The organism is Pseudorhizobium endolithicum (assembly GCF_902153245.2).
Taxonomy (GTDB): Bacteria; Pseudomonadota; Alphaproteobacteria; order Rhizobiales; family Rhizobiaceae; genus Neorhizobium; species Neorhizobium endolithicum.
On the sequence record NZ_CABFWF030000001.1, the window covers coordinates 243890 to 261577 of the forward strand.

14 protein-coding genes are annotated in these 17688 nt (G+C 64.6%); all 14 read right to left on the reverse strand.

Annotated elements, in window-relative coordinates:
* Positions 1–2: 2 nt before the first annotated feature.
* The 14 genes from RTCK_RS01415 to RTCK_RS01480 all read right to left on the reverse strand — a co-directional run bounded on the left by RTCK_RS01415 (position 3) and on the right by RTCK_RS01480 (position 17680).
* A complete protein-coding gene (locus RTCK_RS01415) occupies positions 3–869 on the reverse strand; it encodes an outer membrane protein assembly factor BamD (protein WP_185927868.1) in 867 nt (288 codons plus the stop codon).
* A gap of 220 nt (positions 870–1089) precedes the next feature.
* Positions 1090–2046, reverse strand: a complete 957-nt coding sequence (gene lpxC, locus RTCK_RS01420; RefSeq protein WP_142591045.1) for a UDP-3-O-acyl-N-acetylglucosamine deacetylase — start codon at positions 2044–2046, stop codon at positions 1090–1092.
* A gap of 253 nt (positions 2047–2299) precedes the next feature.
* Complete coding sequence (gene ftsZ, locus RTCK_RS01425) at positions 2300–4051, reverse strand: cell division protein FtsZ (RefSeq protein WP_142591047.1); 1752 nt, start codon at positions 4049–4051, stop codon at positions 2300–2302.
* Positions 4052–4146: 95 nt separating this feature from the next.
* Positions 4147–5475: a cell division protein FtsA gene (ftsA, locus tag RTCK_RS01430; protein ID WP_142591049.1), complete on the reverse strand. Its 1329-nt coding sequence runs from the start codon at positions 5473–5475 to the stop codon at positions 4147–4149.
* Positions 5472–6404, reverse strand: a complete 933-nt coding sequence (locus tag RTCK_RS01435; RefSeq protein ID WP_408004494.1) for a cell division protein FtsQ/DivIB — start codon at positions 6402–6404, stop codon at positions 5472–5474. Before RTCK_RS01435 ends, ftsA begins: the two co-directional genes overlap by 4 nt.
* Positions 6392–7318 carry a D-alanine--D-alanine ligase gene (locus RTCK_RS01440; RefSeq protein WP_142591053.1) on the reverse strand — a complete coding sequence of 309 codons (927 nt, stop codon included), beginning with the start codon at positions 7316–7318 and terminating at the stop codon, positions 6392–6394. Before RTCK_RS01440 ends, RTCK_RS01435 begins: the two co-directional genes overlap by 13 nt.
* Positions 7319–7555: 237 nt before the next feature.
* Positions 7556–8557, reverse strand: coding sequence for a UDP-N-acetylmuramate dehydrogenase (gene murB, locus RTCK_RS01445; RefSeq protein ID WP_142591055.1), 1002 nt, complete (start codon positions 8555–8557; stop codon positions 7556–7558).
* A complete protein-coding gene (murC, locus tag RTCK_RS01450) occupies positions 8554–9969 on the reverse strand; it encodes a UDP-N-acetylmuramate--L-alanine ligase (protein ID WP_142591057.1) in 1416 nt (471 codons plus the stop codon). Before murC ends, murB begins: the two co-directional genes overlap by 4 nt.
* Positions 9966–11090: an undecaprenyldiphospho-muramoylpentapeptide beta-N-acetylglucosaminyltransferase gene (gene murG / locus RTCK_RS01455; RefSeq protein WP_142591059.1), complete on the reverse strand. Its 1125-nt coding sequence runs from the start codon at positions 11088–11090 to the stop codon at positions 9966–9968. The genes murC and murG overlap by 4 nt, the downstream gene beginning before the upstream one ends.
* A gap of 3 nt (positions 11091–11093) precedes the next feature.
* On the reverse strand, positions 11094–12245 hold the full coding sequence (gene ftsW, locus RTCK_RS01460) for a putative lipid II flippase FtsW (protein WP_142520275.1): 1152 nt from the start codon (positions 12243–12245) through the stop codon (positions 11094–11096).
* 2 nt (positions 12246–12247) lie between these two features.
* Entirely contained in the window at positions 12248–13654 is a 1407-nt protein-coding gene (gene murD, locus RTCK_RS01465; RefSeq protein WP_142591061.1) for a UDP-N-acetylmuramoyl-L-alanine--D-glutamate ligase, read from the reverse strand.
* Between the two features lie 7 nt (positions 13655–13661).
* Positions 13662–14765, reverse strand: coding sequence for a phospho-N-acetylmuramoyl-pentapeptide-transferase (gene mraY / locus RTCK_RS01470; protein WP_142591063.1), 1104 nt, complete (start codon positions 14763–14765; stop codon positions 13662–13664).
* Positions 14766–14789: 24 nt separating this feature from the next.
* Positions 14790–16223 carry a UDP-N-acetylmuramoylalanyl-D-glutamyl-2,6-diaminopimelate--D-alanyl-D-alanine ligase gene (locus tag RTCK_RS01475; protein ID WP_142591065.1) on the reverse strand — a complete coding sequence of 478 codons (1434 nt, stop codon included), beginning with the start codon at positions 16221–16223 and terminating at the stop codon, positions 14790–14792.
* Positions 16220–17680: a UDP-N-acetylmuramoyl-L-alanyl-D-glutamate--2,6-diaminopimelate ligase gene (locus RTCK_RS01480; RefSeq protein WP_142591067.1), complete on the reverse strand. Its 1461-nt coding sequence runs from the start codon at positions 17678–17680 to the stop codon at positions 16220–16222. Before RTCK_RS01480 ends, RTCK_RS01475 begins: the two co-directional genes overlap by 4 nt.
* Positions 17681–17688 lie beyond the last annotated feature (8 nt).

Consider the following 17688-nt stretch of genomic DNA (forward strand, 5'->3'; position numbering starts at 1 on the left):
GATCAGGCCCCGATGAGCTTTGCCCCGGCGCGAGAAATCCAGGAACCGCGGTTTTCACGCGGCTCCAGACCGCCCGTCTGCAGCAGCTTGAAGGAATCGGCGTACCACTGGCTGTCCGGATAGTTGCGGCCGAGCACGGCGGCGGCCGTCTGCGCCTCTTCCACGATCCCCATCGCGTAGTAGGTTTCCACCAGGCGTGCGAGCGCTTCCTCGATCTGGTTGGTGTTCGGGTAACGCTCGACCACGGACCGGAAGCGCTGGATCGCCGCCAGATATTCCTTCCGCTCCAGATAGTAGCGGCCAACCTGCATCTCCTTGCCGGCAAGCTGGTCGCGGGCGAAGCGGATCTTCGCCTGAGCATCCTCAACATACTCGGAGTCGGGATAATCGTTGACGACCTTGGACATGGCTTCGATCGTCTGGTTGGCCGGACGCTGGTCCTGCGTCACGTCCCGGATCTGCTTTGAATAGGAAAGCCCCACCAGATACTGCACATATGCCGAATCCTGCGAATTCGGATACTGCTTCAGGTACCGGTTGCCTGTCGCCACCGCGTCGTCGTTGCGGCCGAGGCGATACTTGGCGAAGGTGCTCATCACCAGCGCCTTGCGGCCCCACTCGGTGAACGGATGCTGGCGGTCGATCGAATCGAACTTGCGGCTGGCTTCGGCGATGTTACCCGCCTTCATGTTGGCCAGGCCCTGATTGTAGAGCGTCTCCGGCGGGTCCGTCTCGAAACCGAGCTTGGTGATGTCGATATCCTTGTCGGACTGGCAGGCGGTCACTGCGATGCCCGTGCAGGCCAGGGCCAGTGACACGAAGGCAATCCTCGCCGTTCTTCTCATTCCAACAGACCTCGCATAAGTCATTCGACAGTTCCTGATCGTCCCGCGCAAAGATGCCGCTGCTCGAGATGGCCTTCTAGCCTTACAAGCACGCGCGGAGCAACGCAATGCGGGGGCATTAACGCAATTTTGTGGCAGGTTCCGCCCGGCAGCTTCGTCCGTGGCGAGGGCATCCCGACCTTGACCTGCCGGACCAAAGAAAAGGCCGCCCCGAGGAGCGGCCAGTTGGACTGGATCGATTGGATCAGGCGAAGACGCCCGTCAGTTCCGGTTCCTTCACCCGCACGAATTCCACCGCGCGGACGCGATTGCTGCGCACCGGCGCCTCGACGATCTCGTAGGCGGTGGGATCGCTCAGCAGTGCCTTCAGCGCATTGGCATTCATCTTGTGCCCGCCCCGGTAGGAACGGTAGCAGCCGATGAACTGCGCACCCGCCAGCGCGAGATCGCCCACGGCATCGAGCGTCTTGTGCCGGACGAACTCGTCGCCTTCGTAACGCAGGCCTTCGACGTTGACGATCGTATCGTCGTCCGAGATGACGACCGAATTCTCAAGCGAGGAGCCGAGCGCATAGCCGGCTGCCCACAGGCGTTCGACATCGCGCATGAACCCGAAGGTGCGGGCGCGGGAAAGTTCTTCCTTGAAGGAGGCAGCCGTCAGGTCGCCCTTCCAGCTCTGGCGGCCGATCAGCGGCGTCGGGAAGTCAATCTCCACCTCGAAGCGGGTACCGTCATAGGGCCGGAACTCCGACCAGGACGCACCGGCATCGATGCGGACCGGCTTTGTCACGCGGATATAGCGCCGCTTGACGCCGAGGCTGACGATGCCGGACTGCTCCAGAGCCTCGATGAACGGATAGGAGCTGCCGTCCATGATGGGCATTTCGGCCCCGTCGACCTCCACAACGATATTGTCGATCCCGAGGGCGTAGAGCGCGGCCATCACGTGCTCGATCGTGGCAACCCATTTCGCCGGGGAACTGCCGAGCACCGTGCAGAGATCGGTCGGGCCGACATGGGAGGAGACGGCGCGGTATTCCACCGAGCTGCCACCGTCGAGATTGCGGCTGAAGACGATGCCTGTGCCGGCTTCGGCGGGCTGGAAGGTGATGCTAACCGGAGATCCCGAATGCACACCGATGCCCGTCATGGTCACGGGGGCTGCAATGGTGGCCTGGAAACCCAAAAGTCCGATCGTCATTCTCTTGCCTTTTCATGGACCGGCCCGCAATAGCGACCGATCCCCTGTTCTCGTGCCCGCCCGCACGTCGCGGGGCATGGCTTTCACTACTCTTCTACGCAGGCCGGCGGGACATTCCAAATCACTGTTCGTTTCGGATTGTTACGTGCCAACCCCGCGTAATAGCTTGCCTTTTCGCGTCCATGTCACAAAAGCGGGAAAAGGCCCGGAACAGGGTTCCGGACCTTGCCTCCCATCGCTTGACCGCCGTGGCTCAGTTGTGCTGGCGGCGCAGGAACGCCGGGATCTCCAGTTGGTCGTCCTCGTGGTGGAGGCCGGCCTGCGGGACCGCGCGGCCATGGTCGTCGAGCTGACCGCGGCGAGGTGCGTAGAGGCTTGCCTCGGCCGAGAGCGGGCGGCGCTGCTGCGATGCCGCCGACGGCGCCGGGGCCGTCATGTCAGCGGAAACCTGCTCGTCTTCCTCGCGGCGGCCCAGCGAATTGGTGATCCGCTTGAGGAGCCCCATCGGGCCGCGCTCTTCCTGCACATGCTGCACCTGGTGGGCGCGGTGATCCATCTCGGCTTTCACGACCGGCGGAAAGTCCTCGACCTTCGGCATGCGAACCGGCTCCATGACCATCGACGGCGCTGCCGGCTCAGGCTGGACCATCCGCGGCGCGGGCTGTGCCGCAGCCTGGACCGGTTGGGCATGCATTACCGGAGCCGTGGCGGGACGGAGCATCGGCGCTTCGGCGGGAGCGGCTGCGAAGATCCGGCTCTGCGGCCGGAATTCCGGCTCAGCCTGTGCGACCGGCTGCGGTGCTGCCGGCTGAGGCACGGCCTGCCGGATCGGTTCGGCAATCGCCAGCTCGCGCTCCATCTCGGCCTCAGCCTGACGGATCGTCTCGGCGACGGGATCAACGGCCTTCGGTGCCTGCATGACCGGTGCCGGCTGCGGCGCCACCTGTGCCGGGGCGACGGCCGCGGACGGACGGATCACCGGGCGGGCGGCGGCGGCTGCCGGACGGGTGTCGGTGATGCGGTGATCGCCGTGGCCTGCCGCACGGTCGATGCCGGTTGCCACGACGGAAACGCGGATGAGACCTTCCAGCGCCTCGTCGAAGGTAGCGCCGAGGATGATGTTCGCGTCCGGATCGACTTCTTCGCGGATACGGGTCGCGGCTTCGTCGACTTCGAAGAGCGTAAGGTCGCGACCGCCGGTGATGGAGATCAGCAGACCCTGTGCGCCCTTCATCGAGGTCTCGTCGAGGAGCGGGTTGGCGATCGCGGCTTCCGCGGCCTGCATGGCGCGGCCGGGGCCGGAGGCTTCGCCGGTGCCCATCATCGCGCGGCCCATTTCGCGCATCACCGAGCGGACGTCGGCGAAGTCGAGGTTGATGAGGCCTTCCTTGACCATCAGGTCGGTGATGCAGGCGACGCCCGAATAGAGCACCTGGTCGGCCATCGCGAAGGCGTCGGCAAAGGTGGTCTTGTCGTTGGCGATGCGGAAGAGGTTCTGGTTCGGGATGACGATCAGGGTGTCGACCGACTTCTGCAGTTCCTGAATGCCGGACTCCGCCAGACGCATGCGGCGCTGGCCTTCGAAGTGGAAGGGCTTGGTGACGACGCCGACGGTGAGGATGCCCTTGCTGCGGGCCGCCTGCGCCACGACCGGAGCTGCACCGGTTCCCGTCCCGCCGCCCATGCCGGCAGTGACGAAGCACATGTGGGTACCGTTCAGGTGGTCGACGATCTCGTCCAGGCATTCCTCGGCGGCGGCGCGGCCAACTTCCGGCTGCGAACCGGCCCCGAGACCCTCGGTGACCTGCACGCCCATCTGGATGATGCGGTCGGCCTTCGTCATCGTCAGCGCCTGGGCGTCGGTATTGGCGACGACGAAGTCGACGCCTTCGAGCCCGGCGGAGATCATGTTGTTCACGGCGTTGCCACCACCGCCGCCCACACCGAAGACGGTGATGCGGGGCTTCAGCTCTGTGATGTCGGGCTTCTGCAGCTTGATGGTCATGGGTAGGTTCCTTTTTGTCTCAGGCCGCATCGCCGCCGGCCGATTTTCTTGCCATTCTTCATGACGCGGCCCCATCCGGGGCTGAGCGCCAAAACTCAAAAACTCTCCTTCAGCCACTGGCCCATTCGGGCCAGCCGGCCGCTTCCGTTGCCGAGCGAGGAGATCAGCCCACCCTGGGAGGCGTGCGTCTCCATGTCGGCGACCTGGGGATAGATCATCAGCCCCACCGCCGTGGAGAATGCCGGGCCCTTGGCTGCGACCGGAAGCCCGGAAATGCCCATCGGACGTCCGATCCGGACATTGCGGGCGAGAATCCGCCGTGCCGTTTCCGGCAATCCCGTCAACTGGCTCGCGCCTCCCGTCAGCACCACGCGCTTTCCGACGATCGGGCTGAAGCCGGATTTCTGGATCCGGTCGCGGATCAGTTCCAGCGTCTCCTCGATGCGGGCACGGACGATCCTCGTCACCAGAGACCGCGGCACCTGCGTCGGCAGGTCCCGGTCGTCCTCCCCGATCGGCGGGATGGAGATCATGTCGCGCTCGTCGGCGCCGTTGGCGAGCGCCGAACCATGCACCACCTTCAGACGCTCGGCATCCTCGATGCGCGTGGAAAGACCGCGCGCAAGGTCCGTCGTCACGTGATGACCGCCGAGGCTGATCGCATCAGTGTGAACGAGCTTGCCTTCCGCGAAGACGGAAATCGTCGTCGTGCCGCCGCCCATGTCGATCGCGGCGCAGCCCAATTCCACCTCGTCATCGACCAGGGCCGCAAGGCCGCTGGCGTAAGGGGTCGCGACCATGCCCTCAACGGAGAGATGGGCGCGGTTCACGCAGAGTTCCAGGTTCTTGAGCATGGCACGCTCGGCCGTCACGACATGCATGTCGACACCGAGAAGATCACCGAACATGCCGAGCGGGTCGCGAATGCCGCGCTCGCCGTCGAGCGAGTAGCCGGTGGCAAGCGAATGGAGGATCGCCCGATCCTGCCGCTGCGACTGCTGGCTTGCGGAAACAAGGACCTTGCGGAGGTCGGCGCCTTCAACTTCCTGGCCGCCGAGATCGATGGTCGCGGTGTAGACGTCGCTGGCGAGACGGCCGGCGGAAATATTGATGATCAGGCTGTCGACGGTCAGCCCGGCCATCCGCTCCGCCGCGTCAACAGCGAGCCGCACGACGCTCTCGGCCGCATCCAGATCGGCGATCACGCCCGACTTGACGCCGCGCGAACGCTGGTGGCCGATACCGATGATCTCGACATTGTGCGTCCGGCCCGGCAGCACCAGGCTCTCCTGGCGGGGCGTCAGGCGCCCGATCATGCAGACGACCTTCGTCGATCCGATGTCGAGGACGGTGACGACATGGCTGCGCTTCGACGACAACGGCTTGAGGCGCGGCAGGAAATGACCCGAACCGAAGAGGCTCATGATTGCGCTCCCGCCTTCTTGAGTGCCTTGGTCCGCGCCTCGAGCGCTTCCTTGCGCCGCTCCATCGCCCCCTGAGACAATTGGACGGTGGTGCGATCGTCCAGCCGAAGATCGACGGCGGCGATGTCGCGCTCCAGTATCCCCTGCTCCGCATCGAGCCGCGACAGGACGGCGAGCGCCTTCTGCACGCCCTGCTCGGGCAGCTTCAACACGATGCCGTTGTCCAGGTGCAGATCCCACCGGCGGCCGGCGACGCGCACATAGGCCCTCACGCGGCTCTTCAGTTCCGGCCAGCCGGCCAGTTCCTGCTCGAAAGCCGCCGCCTTCGTCTCGGCCTCGCGCCCGACGAACAGGGGCAGCGTGGCAAACTTGCCGTCGCGGAGCGGCCCGATGATGTTGCCGTTCCGCTCGATCAGGGAAAGTTCCGAGCCGTGCTGCCATATCCCGAAGGCCTGACGCTCCTTCAGCATCACCTCGATGGTCTTCGGATAGACCTTTCGGACTTCCGCGTATTCGACCCAGGGCAGTTCCGAAAGCTTCCTGCGGGCGGCCTCAATATCGAGTGCGACAAGCGACGTGGTGCCGTCGAGGCCGAGAAGCTGAAGGATATCGATCTCGGAAGTCTGATCATTGCCCGAGACCCGAACGTCCTCGATGGCAAAACCTGCGGATGCCGTCACCGCCTGGGCAACCGTCTCGGTATGGCCGCCGACCGACATGCCGTAAAGGGCGACAGCCCCCAGAAAGGCGAAGGTAGAGAATGTCCCGACGTGACGGGGAATATGGACGCGGCCGATCGCGAGACTGACGGTGAAGCGGACGACACGGCGGAGCGGACGCGGCAGGACGCGACGATCCTCTCCGCCGGCATAGGCATGCGGCGCCTGCTTCCCTGAACCTACGGCCCTTTTGCCGCTCACCGAAGACACGATGCGTCCTCCACCATCCAACGGACGAGATCACCGAACGAGAGGCCGGCATACGCGGCCATTTCAGGCACCAGCGAGGTGGGCGTCATGCCAGGCTGGGTATTGACCTCCAGCCAGATCACCTCGCCGTCCTCCGAGAGACGGTCGTCGTAGCGAAAGTCGGATCGACTCACGCCGCGGCAGCCCATCGCCTGGTGCGCCTTGAGCGCAAAGGATTGGATCTTTTGGTAAACATTCGGTGAAATCGGCGCCGGTAAAATGTGCTTCGAGCCGCCTGCCGCGTACTTGGCGTCGTAGTCATAGAAGGCATTGCCGGTCGGGACCACTTCGGTGACGCCGAGAGGCTGGTCGCCCATCACGCCGCAGGTGAGCTCGCGACCGTAGACATAACGCTCCACCATGACCTCGTCGCCATACCGCCAGTCGTCCGACAGCAGGACCTGAGGCGGATGGGATTGATCTTCCTTGACGATCACCACACCGAAGGAGGAGCCCTCCCGGACCGGCTTCACGACATAGGGCGGATCGATGGGATGAGGGCTGCCGATGTCGAAACGGCTCATCACCCGTGCCTCAGCCACGGGAATTCCCGCCGCCTCGGCAACATGCTTGGCACGCCCCTTGTCCATGGCCAGAGCCGAGGCCAGCACGCCCGAATGGGTGTAGGGAACCTGCAGATATTCAAGGACGCCCTGGATGGCGCCATCTTCCCCGAAAGGACCGTGAAGGGCGTTGAAGGCGACGTCGGGGCGAAGATCGGCCAGGAAGGAGGAAATGTTGCGATCCACATCGACACAAGTGACGCGAAAGCCTTCCGCCTCGAGCGCTTCGGCGCAAGCCTTTCCGGAAGACAGGCTTACGGGCCGCTCGGAGGAAAACCCTCCCATCAGAACAGCCACATGCTTGCCACTCATCGACGACCTCCGGAAAAAGTACGCATCCTTGCCCCAGCTTGCTTGCGCCAACCTGTTCCTGATGCGATTCCAGTCCCATGCGGCGTTGAGGCCGATACTGACCGCATATGGTTAACAAACCGTTTACTTTCGTTAACCGGAGCCGGAAAGGCGTGGAATTTCAACTACTCGGCACGGCTGCCTGAATCGGATTCGTCGCATGAAAAAAGGCCGCCAACTCGCTGGTATGGCAGCCTTTTATTCGCTTTGCATAATATGCCGGGCTATTCCGAGGTTACTCCCCTGGAAGGCCTTCACCTCCCTGCCCGGCATGAATATCCCGAGCCGTTTGATCTCCCATTCGAGCTTGATTCCGGAGTGTTCGAAGACGCGCTGCCGAACCGTCTCGCCCAGATATTCCAGATCGTAGCCGCTGGCATGGCCGGTATTGATCATGAAGTTGCAGTGGAGCGAGGACATCTGCGCACCGCCGCAGACGAGTCCGCGGCAGCCGGCCTCGTCGATCAGCTTCCAGGCGGAGTGGCCTTCCGGGTTCTTGAAGGTCGAGCCGCCGGTCTTCTCCTTGACCGGCTGGACCGTCTCGCGGTGCTGGCGGACCGCGTCCATCTCCTGCCGGATCGTCGCCCGGTCTTCCGGATATCCTTCGAAGATCGCATGGGTGAAGATCAGTCCCGCCGGCGCCTTCGACTGCCGGTAGCCGTAGCCCATGTCGGCCTTCGTCAGCACATGCCGGTTGCCCTGCCGGTCGACCGCATGCACCTCGACGACCCGGTCGGCCGTCTCCGTGCCGTTCGCGCCGGCGTTCATGCGCAGCGCCCCGCCGATCGAGCCGGGAATGCCGTAGTAGAAGGCGAAGCCGCCGATGCCGTTGTCCATCGCCATGGCAGCGACGTGCTTGTCCGGGCAGATGGCGCCTGCCTGGATGCGGTTTTCGCCGGCGAGATCGACCTGCCCGAAGCCCTTCGCCGACAGCCGCAGCACCACGCCGGGAATGCCGCCGTCGCGGACCAGAAGGTTGGATCCGACGCCGACCACCGTCAGGGGAACGTCATCCGGCAGGATCTTCAGGAAGGTCACCAGGTCGTCGACGTCGTGCGGCTGGAACATCAGTTCCGCAAGGCCTCCCGCCTGGAACCAGGTGACGCGATCCATCGGGGCATCCGGCGTCAACCGGCCGCGAAGTTCGTTGACGCGATCTCCGAGAGACGCCAGCAGTTTTTCCCCGTTTACCTGTTTCATACCGACTGTCCCGAAATGCTTTCCAGTTCCCTGGGCAGAGCCGCTGCCCATTGGGTTATATTACCGGCTCCCAGAAGAACCACGAAATCACCCGGCTTCGCAATGCCCGCGACAATCGGCGCGAGATCGCCCGGACCGGTGATGTAGCGGGCGTCACGATGGCCGCCCGCGCGGATCTTGGTGACCAGCGCTTCGGAATCGACGCCCTCGATCGGCTCTTCGCCGGCCGCGTAGACGGGCGCCAGGATGATGCTGTCGGCATCGTTGAAGCAGGTGGCGAATTCTTCGAAGAGGCTGGAAAGGCGGGTAAAGCGGTGCGGCTGATGGACGGCGATGATGCGGCCGGAGCAAGATTCGCGGGCGGCGCGCAAGACGGCCTTGATCTCTACCGGATGGTGCCCGTAGTCGTCGAAGACCGAAACGCCGTTCCAGGTGCCGGTCAGCGTGAAGCGACGCTTGACCCCGCCGAAGGCCGCCAGCCCCTTGCGGATGTCTTCTTCCGCTATGCCGAGCCGGTTGGCGACCGCGATGGCTGCCGTCGCATTCGAGATGTTGTGGCGGCCGGGCATCGGCAGCGCGAGATCCTTGAAGGTGAACACCCGGCCGGTCCGCCGGCGGCGGATCTCCACATCGAAGATGGCCTTCGTCCCCTCCATGCGGATGTTCGAGAAGCGCGCATCCGCCTGCGGATTTTCGCCGTAGGTGATGATCTTGCGGTCCTCGATCCGCGCCGCCAGCGCCTGCACCTCCGGATGGTCGATGCACAGGACGCCGAAGCCGTAGAACGGCACGTTCTCGACGAACTGCCGGAAGGCGGCGCGCACTGCGTCGAAACTGCCGTAGTGGTCCAGGTGCTCGGGGTCGATGTTGGTGACCACCGCCACGTCGGCAGGCAGCTTCAGGAACGTTCCGTCCGATTCGTCGGCCTCCACCACCATCCATTCGCCCTCGCCCATGCGGGCGTTGGTGCCGTAGGCATTGATGATGCCGCCGTTGATGACCGTAGGATCGAGTCCGCCGGCTTCGAGAAGCGTTGCGACCATCGACGTCGTGGTCGTCTTGCCGTGGGTGCCGCCGATGGCGATCGCGTTGCGGAAGCGCATCAGTTCCGCAAGCATCTCGGCGCGGCGGACCACCGGCAGGAATTTCTCGCGGGCCGCGATCAGTTCCGGATTGTTCTTCTTGATGGCGGTCGATACCACAACCACCTCGGCATCGCCGAGATTGTCGGCGGTATGCCCGACGAAAACGGGGATGCCCTTTTCACGAAGCCGCTGGACATTGGCACCGTCCGACTGGTCGGAACCCTGGACGCGATGGCCGAGGTTGTGGAGCACCTCGGCGATGCCGCTCATGCCGATGCCGCCGATGCCGATGAAATGGACGAGTCCGATGGCTTTCGGCATCTTCATGAATGCTCTCCTTTGAATTCCACGACCGATTGACGGCGGGAAATAGCCACAACCAGCTCTGCGAGCAAGGCCGCAGCATCGGGATGCCCGGCCTGTTTGGCGGCAGCCGCCATCTTCTGCAGCCGCTCAGGCTCTTTCATGGCCGACGAAAGGATGGCCGCGAGACGCTCCGGAGACAGTTCCGACTGCGGCACCACCTCTGCCCCGCCCTTCGCCACCAGCGCCGCGGCATTGGCAGCCTGGTCATGGTCGAGCGCGTAGGGATAGGGCACGAGAACGGCCGGCCGGCCGATGACGGCGATTTCGGACACCGTAGAGGCGCCGGAGCGGCAGATGACGAGATGGGCGCCCGCGAGGCGTTCGGCCATGTCGCCGAAGAAGGGCGAGACTTCGGCCGGAACGCCAAGGCTGCGATAGGCCTCGGCCACGGCACCGGCATCGTCGGTACGCGCCTGTTGGATGACGGTGAGACGCGCACGCTCCTCCGGTTCCAGCAGGCCGACAGCCGCAGGAATGGCCTTGGAGAAGAACTGCGCCCCCTGGCTGCCACCGAACACCAGGAGTTTGAATTCCTGGGCTTCGGCCGAGGGCCGATAAAGCGTCTTTGCAGCCTCGAGCACGGCAGGGCGCACCGGGTTTCCGGTTATGACTGTTCGGTCCGCATGCGCGCCGCTCCCCTCGGGCAGGAAGCCGCCGGCGATCGCTTGGACCCGCGATGCAAGCGCCTTGTTGGCACGTCCCATGACCGCGTTCTGCTCATGGATGACCGACGGAACGCCCATCGACGTCGCGGCGAGCAGCGGCGGGACGGTGGGATAACCGCCGAAACCGACCACTGCGAGCGGCTTCAGCCGGCCGATCAGCCGCCGGGCGGCTCGCAGGCCGCTCCAAAGCGTCCAGCCGGTGCGCAGCAGCGCGATCGGGTTCTTGGAACCGAAGGTGGCGGACGGGACGACGTGGATCTCTTCGGCGGGAAACGTACCGGCAAAACGTTCCGCACGGCTGTCCGTGACGAGATGCACGGAATAGCCCCTCGCCTTCAATTCGTGGCCCAGCGCTTCTGCCGGAAACAGATGGCCGCCGGTACCGCCGGCCGCCAGCAGGATAATGCCCTTGCTCATCATCTACTCCGCCGGGACGCCGGCCACGCGAAAGAGGCTGCGCTCCTGTGCCCGCTTTTCCGGGCGATGACGGGTGAGCGCGAGGATGAAGCCGGCGGTGACGCAGATGGCGATCATGGACGAGCCGCCGTAGGAAATCAGCGGCAGCGTCATGCCCTTCGCCGGCATCAGTTCGAGGTTCACGCCGATGTTGATCATCGACTGCATGCCGATCTGCAACACGAGGCCCGCGACGGCGAAGCGGGCGAAGTCGTTGCGCTCCCTGAAGGCATGGCTCAGCCCCCGCAGGACGATGAAGGCGAAGATCGCCACCAGCACCATGCAGAACAGGATGCCGAATTCTTCGGCCGCGACGGAGAAGATGAAGTCGGTATGGCTGTCGGGGATGATACGCTTGACGATGCCCTCGCCCGGCCCCTGGCCGAACCAGTCGCCGCGGATGATGGCATCCCGCGCCGTATCCACCTGGAAAGTATCGCCCTCGCCGGTGAGGAAGCGGTCGATACGGCCGGCGACGTGCGGCAGCATGTAGTAGGCGGTGACGAAGCCGCCGACCCCCAAGGCACCGAGCACCATGATCCACAACCAGGGCATTCCGGCCATGAAGAACATGCCCCCCCAGACGACCGAGGTCAGGATGGTCTGGCCGAGGTCGGGCTGCGCCACGAGCAGGGCGCCGACGATGCCGAAGAGAATGATGGCGAAGAGATTTCCCGGAATTTCGGGCTGGCGCGCATGCTCGGCAAAGAGCCAGGCGCAGACCACCACGAAGGCCGGCTTCATGAACTCCGAAGGCTGGATGGAAAAGCTGCCGATCGAGATCCAGCGCCGCGATCCCTTCACCTCGACGCCGAAGAACAGGGCGAGCACCATCATCATCAATGAGACGGCAAGCAGGATGATGGCCGTGCGCCGGACCTGCCGCGGCGTCAGGAACGACAAGCCGATCATGACGACCAGCGACGGCACGATGAAGACGGCATGGCGTTCGACGAAGTGGAAGCTGTCCAGCCCGAGCCGTTCGGCGACCGGCGGAGATGCGGCGAAGGACAGCATGAAGCCGATGCCCATCAGCAGGATGAAAGCCGCCAGGAAGAAGCGGTCGATCGTCCAGAACCAGTCCGCCAGCGGTCCCCGGTCGGCGCGGCTTACCATAGTCAGTCCCCTTTCTTCGTCTCGACCAGCATCGTGACGCCGTCGAGCGCGGCAACATGGCTCACGAAGGCATCTCCGCGGACCTCGAAGTTCTTGTACTGATCGAAGCTGGCGCAGGCCGGCGAGAGCATTACCGCCGAATCTCCCCCGTCCGCGGCAGCGTCCGCAGCCGCATGCACCACGGCGCGTTCGAGGGTGCCCGAGATCTCGTAAGGGACCTGTTCACCGAGCGTTGCAGCAAACGCCGGAGCTGCCTCTCCGATCAGATAGGCTTTGACGATACGCGGAAAGAGTGGTGCGAGGCTTGCGATCCCGCCTTCCTTGGGAAGCCCGCCCGCTATCCAGTAGATACGGTCGTAGCTGGAAAGCGCCGGGGCGGCGGCCTCCGCATTGGTCGCCTTGGAATCGTTGATGAAAACCACCTGCGCGCGCCGTCCGACCGGTTGCATGCGATGTTTCAAACCCGGGAAGGAGCGGAGGCCGGCGCGGATTTCCTCGGCGCCGACACCCACCGCCAGGCAGGTGGCGATGGCAGCGGCAGCGTTCTGGGCATTGTGGCTGCCCTTCAGTGTGTCCATCCCGGCAAGGTCGGCGAACGCCGCCGCAGTTCCGCCTTGCGCCTCGATGATCCGGCTTCCCTCCGCATAGAGGCCCTCTGCCAGCGGATTGCGCTTCGAAATCCTGCGGACACGCACGCCGGCCCGCTCCACCCGATCCGCGATCAGAGACGAAAAGCTGTCGTCGATGCCGATGATCGCCGTCCGGCTGCCTGCCACCAGCCGCTCCTTGATGTCCGCATAGTGCTGCATCGTCCCATGACGGTCGAGATGGTCCGGCGTAAGGTTGAGGAGTAATCCCGCAGTCGGGTTCAGCGTCGGGGCCAGATCGATCTGGTAGGAAGAGCATTCGACCACATAGTACCGTCGGGCCTTTGGTGGATCGAGCGTCAGGAGCGCCGTTCCGATATTGCCGCCGAGCTGGGTGTCGCGGCCGCTGGTCCTCAGGATATGCGCGATCAATGCGGTCGTCGTGGATTTCCCGTTGGTACCGGTGATGGCGATGAAAGGGCAGTCGGGCGCGTGCGCCCGACGCTCGCGTACGAAGAGCTCGATGTCGCCGATGATCTCCAGCCCTGCGGCCCTGGCAAGGTCGACGCTCCAGTGCGGCCTCGGATGCGTCAGCGGAACGCCGGGCGAGAGCACGAATGCAGCCTGCGCCGGCCAGTCGATGCCGCGAAGATCGCCCGTGGGAATGCCAGCGGCCGCCGCCTTGGCGATGCTGTCGGGATTGTCGTCCCAGGCCACGACCTCGGCACCGCCTGCCACGAGCGCCCGTGCCGTCGCCAGCCCCGAGCCGCCAAGGCCGAAGAGAGCGACCTTCTTTCCCGCGAATGTGGTGACCGGGATCATGGGCGGCTCACCGGAGTTTCAGGGTGGACAGCCCGAGAAGCGCCAGTCCGACGGCGATGATCCAGAAGCGCACCACGACCTGGCTCTCGGTCCAGCCGAGCTTTTCGAAATGATGGTGGATCGGCGCCATCAGGAAGACACGCCGGCCGGTCAGCTTGAAGAAGCCGACCTGGATGATGACCGACAGCGTCTCCATGACGAACAGGCCGCCGATGATGACCATGACGATCTCGTGCTTTGTGGCGACCGCAACGGAGCCGATCAAGCCGCCCAGCGCCAGCGATCCGGTGTCGCCCATGAAGATGGCGGCGGGCGGAGCGTTGAACCAGAGGAAGCCGAGGCCGGCGCCGATCACCGCGCCGAGGATGACGGCGAGTTCGCCCGTGCCGGGCACGAAGTTGATCTGCAGATAGTTGGCGAACACGCCGTTTCCGACGAGGTAGGCGATCGCGCCGAAGGAGGCGGCGGCGATCATCACCGGCACGATGGCAAGCCCGTCCAGGCCGTCGGTCAGGTTGACGGCGTTGCCGGCACCGACGATCACGAAGGCGCCGAACAGCACGAAGAAGATGCCGAGGTCGACCAGAAAGTCCTTGAAGAAGGGGAAAGCGATCGAAGAGGAAAGATCCGGGTTGCCCGCCTGCTGCGTCGCCGACGCGACCTGCATCATGAAGAAGACGGCGATTGCCGCGATGACGAACTCGATCCCCAGCCGGGCCTTGCCGGAAAAGCCCTTGTCCGTCTGCTTCGTCACCTTCAGGTAGTCATCGTAGAAACCGATCGCGCCGAAGCCGAGCGTGACCAGGAGGGTCGCCACGACATAGACGTTGGAGAGATCCGCCCAGAGCAGCGAGCCGCCAACAATGCCGGCGAGAATCATCAGGCCGCCCATGGTCGGCGTTCCGGCCTTCTTGAAATGAGTCTGCGGCCCGTCGGCCCGAATCGGCTGTCCCTTGCCCTGCCTTACCCTCAGCGATGAGATCATGGCGGGGCCAAACAGGAAGACGATCAGAGCGGAGGTACAGAGAGCGGCTCCGGTGCGGAACGTGATGTACCGGAAGAGATTGAAGAATTGGAACGAATCCGCCAGTTCCACAAGCCAGATGAGCATCCATGGCCCTTTCTAGAAGCCGTATTAAAGTTGGCGCTCCGTGTCCGAAACTGCCGGGTAATTGTCAATAAGCGCAGAGACGATCTTGCCGAAGCCGATGCCGAGGGAGGATTTCACCATCAGCACGTCTCCCGGCAGCACGTTGCGGACGGCGTGGTCGCGCAGTTCCTCCATGGTCGCCCGGTACTCCACATGCACGCTGTCGGGGAGCGCGTCGCGCAAGGCCGCCATCTCCGGACCCGCCAGCCATACGTGTTCGATTCCGGCCGCAAGAAGGGGACCGGCCAGTTCCTCGTGAACCTTGGCGGAGAATTCGCCCATCTCCAGCATGTCGCCCAGCACCGCGACCCGCCGCCCGGAAGCCTTCGGCTCGGCGGCGGCAAGCAAGGCGATCGCAGCCCTCATAGAGGCTGGGTTGGCATTGTAGCTCTCGTCGATCAGCGTGAGGATGCCTTCGCCGATCCCAAGCCGGTGTTGCTCGCCGCGGCCCTTGACGGGCCGCAGTTCCGCAAGCGCTGACACGGCCTGGGAACGATCTGCTCCCACGAGCGAACAGGCCCCAAGGGCCGCCATGGCGTTCTCGGCAATATGCCGGCCGGGCGCCCCGAGATGCACCTCGACCGTCTCACCGTTGAGGACGGCCCAGATTGTCGATGTCTGGGCGTCGCCTTCGAAATCGGCCAGTCGGAAGTCGGACTTCGGGTGCTGTCCGAAGGTGTGAACATGGGTGACTCCCACCTCCTGAGCCTTCTGCTCCAGGAAGGCGAACTGCTTGTTGTCGCGATTGAGGATCGCCGCACCGCCCGGCTCGATCCCCTCGAAGATCTCCGCCTTGGCGGCCGCTATCTCTTCGAGATTCCTGAAGTGGCCGAGATGAGCTGCGGCGATCGTCGTGATGATCGCGACATGGGGACGGACCATCTTCACGAGCGGACGGATTTCGTCCGGGTGGTTCATGCCGATCTCGAAGACGCCGAAATCGGTATCCTGCGGCATGCGCGCGAGCGTCAGCGGCACGCCCCAGTGGTTGTTGAACGAGGCGACGGCGGCGTGCACCTTTCCGGACGGCGCAAGCACATGGCGCAGCATTTCCTTGGTCGTGGTCTTGCCGACCGAGCCGGTGACGGCGACGATCTGGGCATGGCTACGCTCCCGCGACGCCACTGCGAGCTTGCCGAGCGCCGCAAGCACGTCCTCCACCACGATCATCGGAACGGTGAGCCTGCCCATGGCGGGCAGCTTGGCCTCGCTGACGACGATCAGCGAAGCGCCGTTGGCAACGGCAATGCTGGCGAAGTCATGACCGTCGACGCGGTCGCCCTTGATGGCGAAGAAGGCTTCGTCGGCCGTGATCGAGCGGCTGTCGATCGAGATGCCGGTAATACCCTCGGGAAGCGTGCCCACGGGCCGCCCTCCCATCGCGGAAACCATTGCATCGGAGGTCCATAGCCAGCTCAAGATCCCTTCTCCTCCAATGCCTTGCGGAGTTCCACATGATCGGAGAACGACAGCACCGTCGTCCCGATCGTCTGCCCCTCCTCATGTCCTTTCCCGGCGACGATGAGCGTGTCGCCCGGGCCGAGAATGGAAACCGCATGCCGGATCGCTGCGGCGCGATCGCCGATCTCCCTAGCCTGCGGCGCTGCCGCCATGATCTCGGAGCGGATCACCTCCGGCACTTCCGAACGCGGATTGTCGTCGGTGACGATGACGACATCCGCCAGTCGGGTCGCGACCTCGCCCATGATCGGGCGTTTGCCCTTGTCGCGGTCGCCGCCGCATCCGAACACCACCACGACGCGCCCCGTCGTGAACGGACGGACCGACGACAACACGTTCTCGAGCGCATCGGGCTTGTGCGCGTAATCGACATAGCAGAGCGCGCCGTCACTCGTCTGTCCCACGAGTTCGAGGCGGCCGGAGGCGCCCTGAAGCTTTTCCAGAGCGGCCATGACGGCTGCGGCGGGCGTGCCCGTGGAAACGGCAAGGCCAGCCGCCACCAGAGCGTTCGCCACCTGGAAATCGCCCGCCAGGGGAATGTCGACTTCAAAGATCTCATCTCCGAAGTGAATCTCCGCCATCTGCTTGTGCCGGAAGTGCTCGACGCGCTTGAGAGCCAGATAGTCGCCGTTGCGGCCGACCGTCAGCACCTGAAGACCCGCATCGCGGGCGACACGGGTCGCCTCCGCCGACCACTCGTCGTCGGCGAAGATCACGGCGGGAGCGCCCTTCGGCAGCAAAGTGTCGAAGAGCCGCATCTTGGCGGCCATGTAGCTTTCGATGGTGGGGTGATAGTCCATGTGGTCGCGGCCGAGATTGGTGAAGCCGCCTGCAGCCAGCAGGACACCGTCGAGACGGCTCTGGTCAAGACCATGGCTCGACGCTTCCATTGCCGCATGGGTAACGCCCTCGGCCGCGAGTTCCGCAAGCAGGGCATGGAGTGCGACCGGATCCGGCGTCGTCAGCGAGCCGTAATCGTTGCGGGTCGGAGAAACGACGCCGGTCGTGCCGATCTGCGCCGCCGCGTAGCCGGCATGCGCCCAGATCTGCCGGGTGAAGGAGGCGACCGAAGTCTTGCCGGCGGTGCCCGTCACGGCCACCATGGTTTCCGGCTGCGCACCGTAGAAACGTGCGGCAGCGATCGCCAGGAACCGCCGGGGATTGGAGACGGGGAGAACGGGAATACCGGCATCCGCGGGATGAGCGGCAACGGCGGCAACGGCGCCGCGTCCGGCAGCGTCGGCAAGGAAGCCCGCACCGTCCGTCTTGCTTCCGGCCAATGCCGCGAAGAGTGTCCCCGCCCCCGCCTTCCGGCTGTCCGACGTCAGCGCGGCAATCTCGAGGTCGCCTGCCGGCCCGGCCAGGACATCGTCTATCTCCGGGAAATCCTTTCCCGCAAGGTCTCGCAGTTTCATCGGCGGCA

Bases quoted from the DNA above. Each gene is read 5' to 3' on its own strand.
- RTCK_RS01415 (WP_185927868.1), bottom strand. From the start codon at position 869: ATGACTTATGCGAGGTCTGTTGGAATGAGAAGAACGGCGAGGATTGCC.
- lpxC (WP_142591045.1), bottom strand. From the start codon at position 2,046: ATGACGATCGGACTTTTGGGTTTCCAGGCCACCATTGCAGCCCCCGTG.
- ftsZ (WP_142591047.1), bottom strand. From the start codon at position 4,051: ATGACCATCAAGCTGCAGAAGCCCGACATCACAGAGCTGAAGCCCCGC.
- ftsA (WP_142591049.1), bottom strand. From the start codon at position 5,475: ATGAGCCTCTTCGGTTCGGGTCATTTCCTGCCGCGCCTCAAGCCGTTG.
- RTCK_RS01440 (WP_142591053.1), bottom strand. From the start codon at position 7,318: ATGAGTGGCAAGCATGTGGCTGTTCTGATGGGAGGGTTTTCCTCCGAG.
- murB (WP_142591055.1), bottom strand. From the start codon at position 8,557: ATGAAACAGGTAAACGGGGAAAAACTGCTGGCGTCTCTCGGAGATCGC.
- murC (WP_142591057.1), bottom strand. From the start codon at position 9,969: ATGAAGATGCCGAAAGCCATCGGACTCGTCCATTTCATCGGCATCGGC.
- murG (WP_142591059.1), bottom strand. From the start codon at position 11,090: ATGAGCAAGGGCATTATCCTGCTGGCGGCCGGCGGTACCGGCGGCCAT.
- ftsW (WP_142520275.1), bottom strand. From the start codon at position 12,245: ATGGTAAGCCGCGCCGACCGGGGACCGCTGGCGGACTGGTTCTGGACG.
- murD (WP_142591061.1), bottom strand. From the start codon at position 13,654: ATGATCCCGGTCACCACATTCGCGGGAAAGAAGGTCGCTCTCTTCGGC.
- mraY (WP_142591063.1), bottom strand. From the start codon at position 14,765: ATGCTCATCTGGCTTGTGGAACTGGCGGATTCGTTCCAATTCTTCAAT.
- RTCK_RS01480 (WP_142591067.1), bottom strand. From the start codon at position 17,680: ATGAAACTGCGAGACCTTGCGGGAAAGGATTTCCCGGAGATAGACGAT.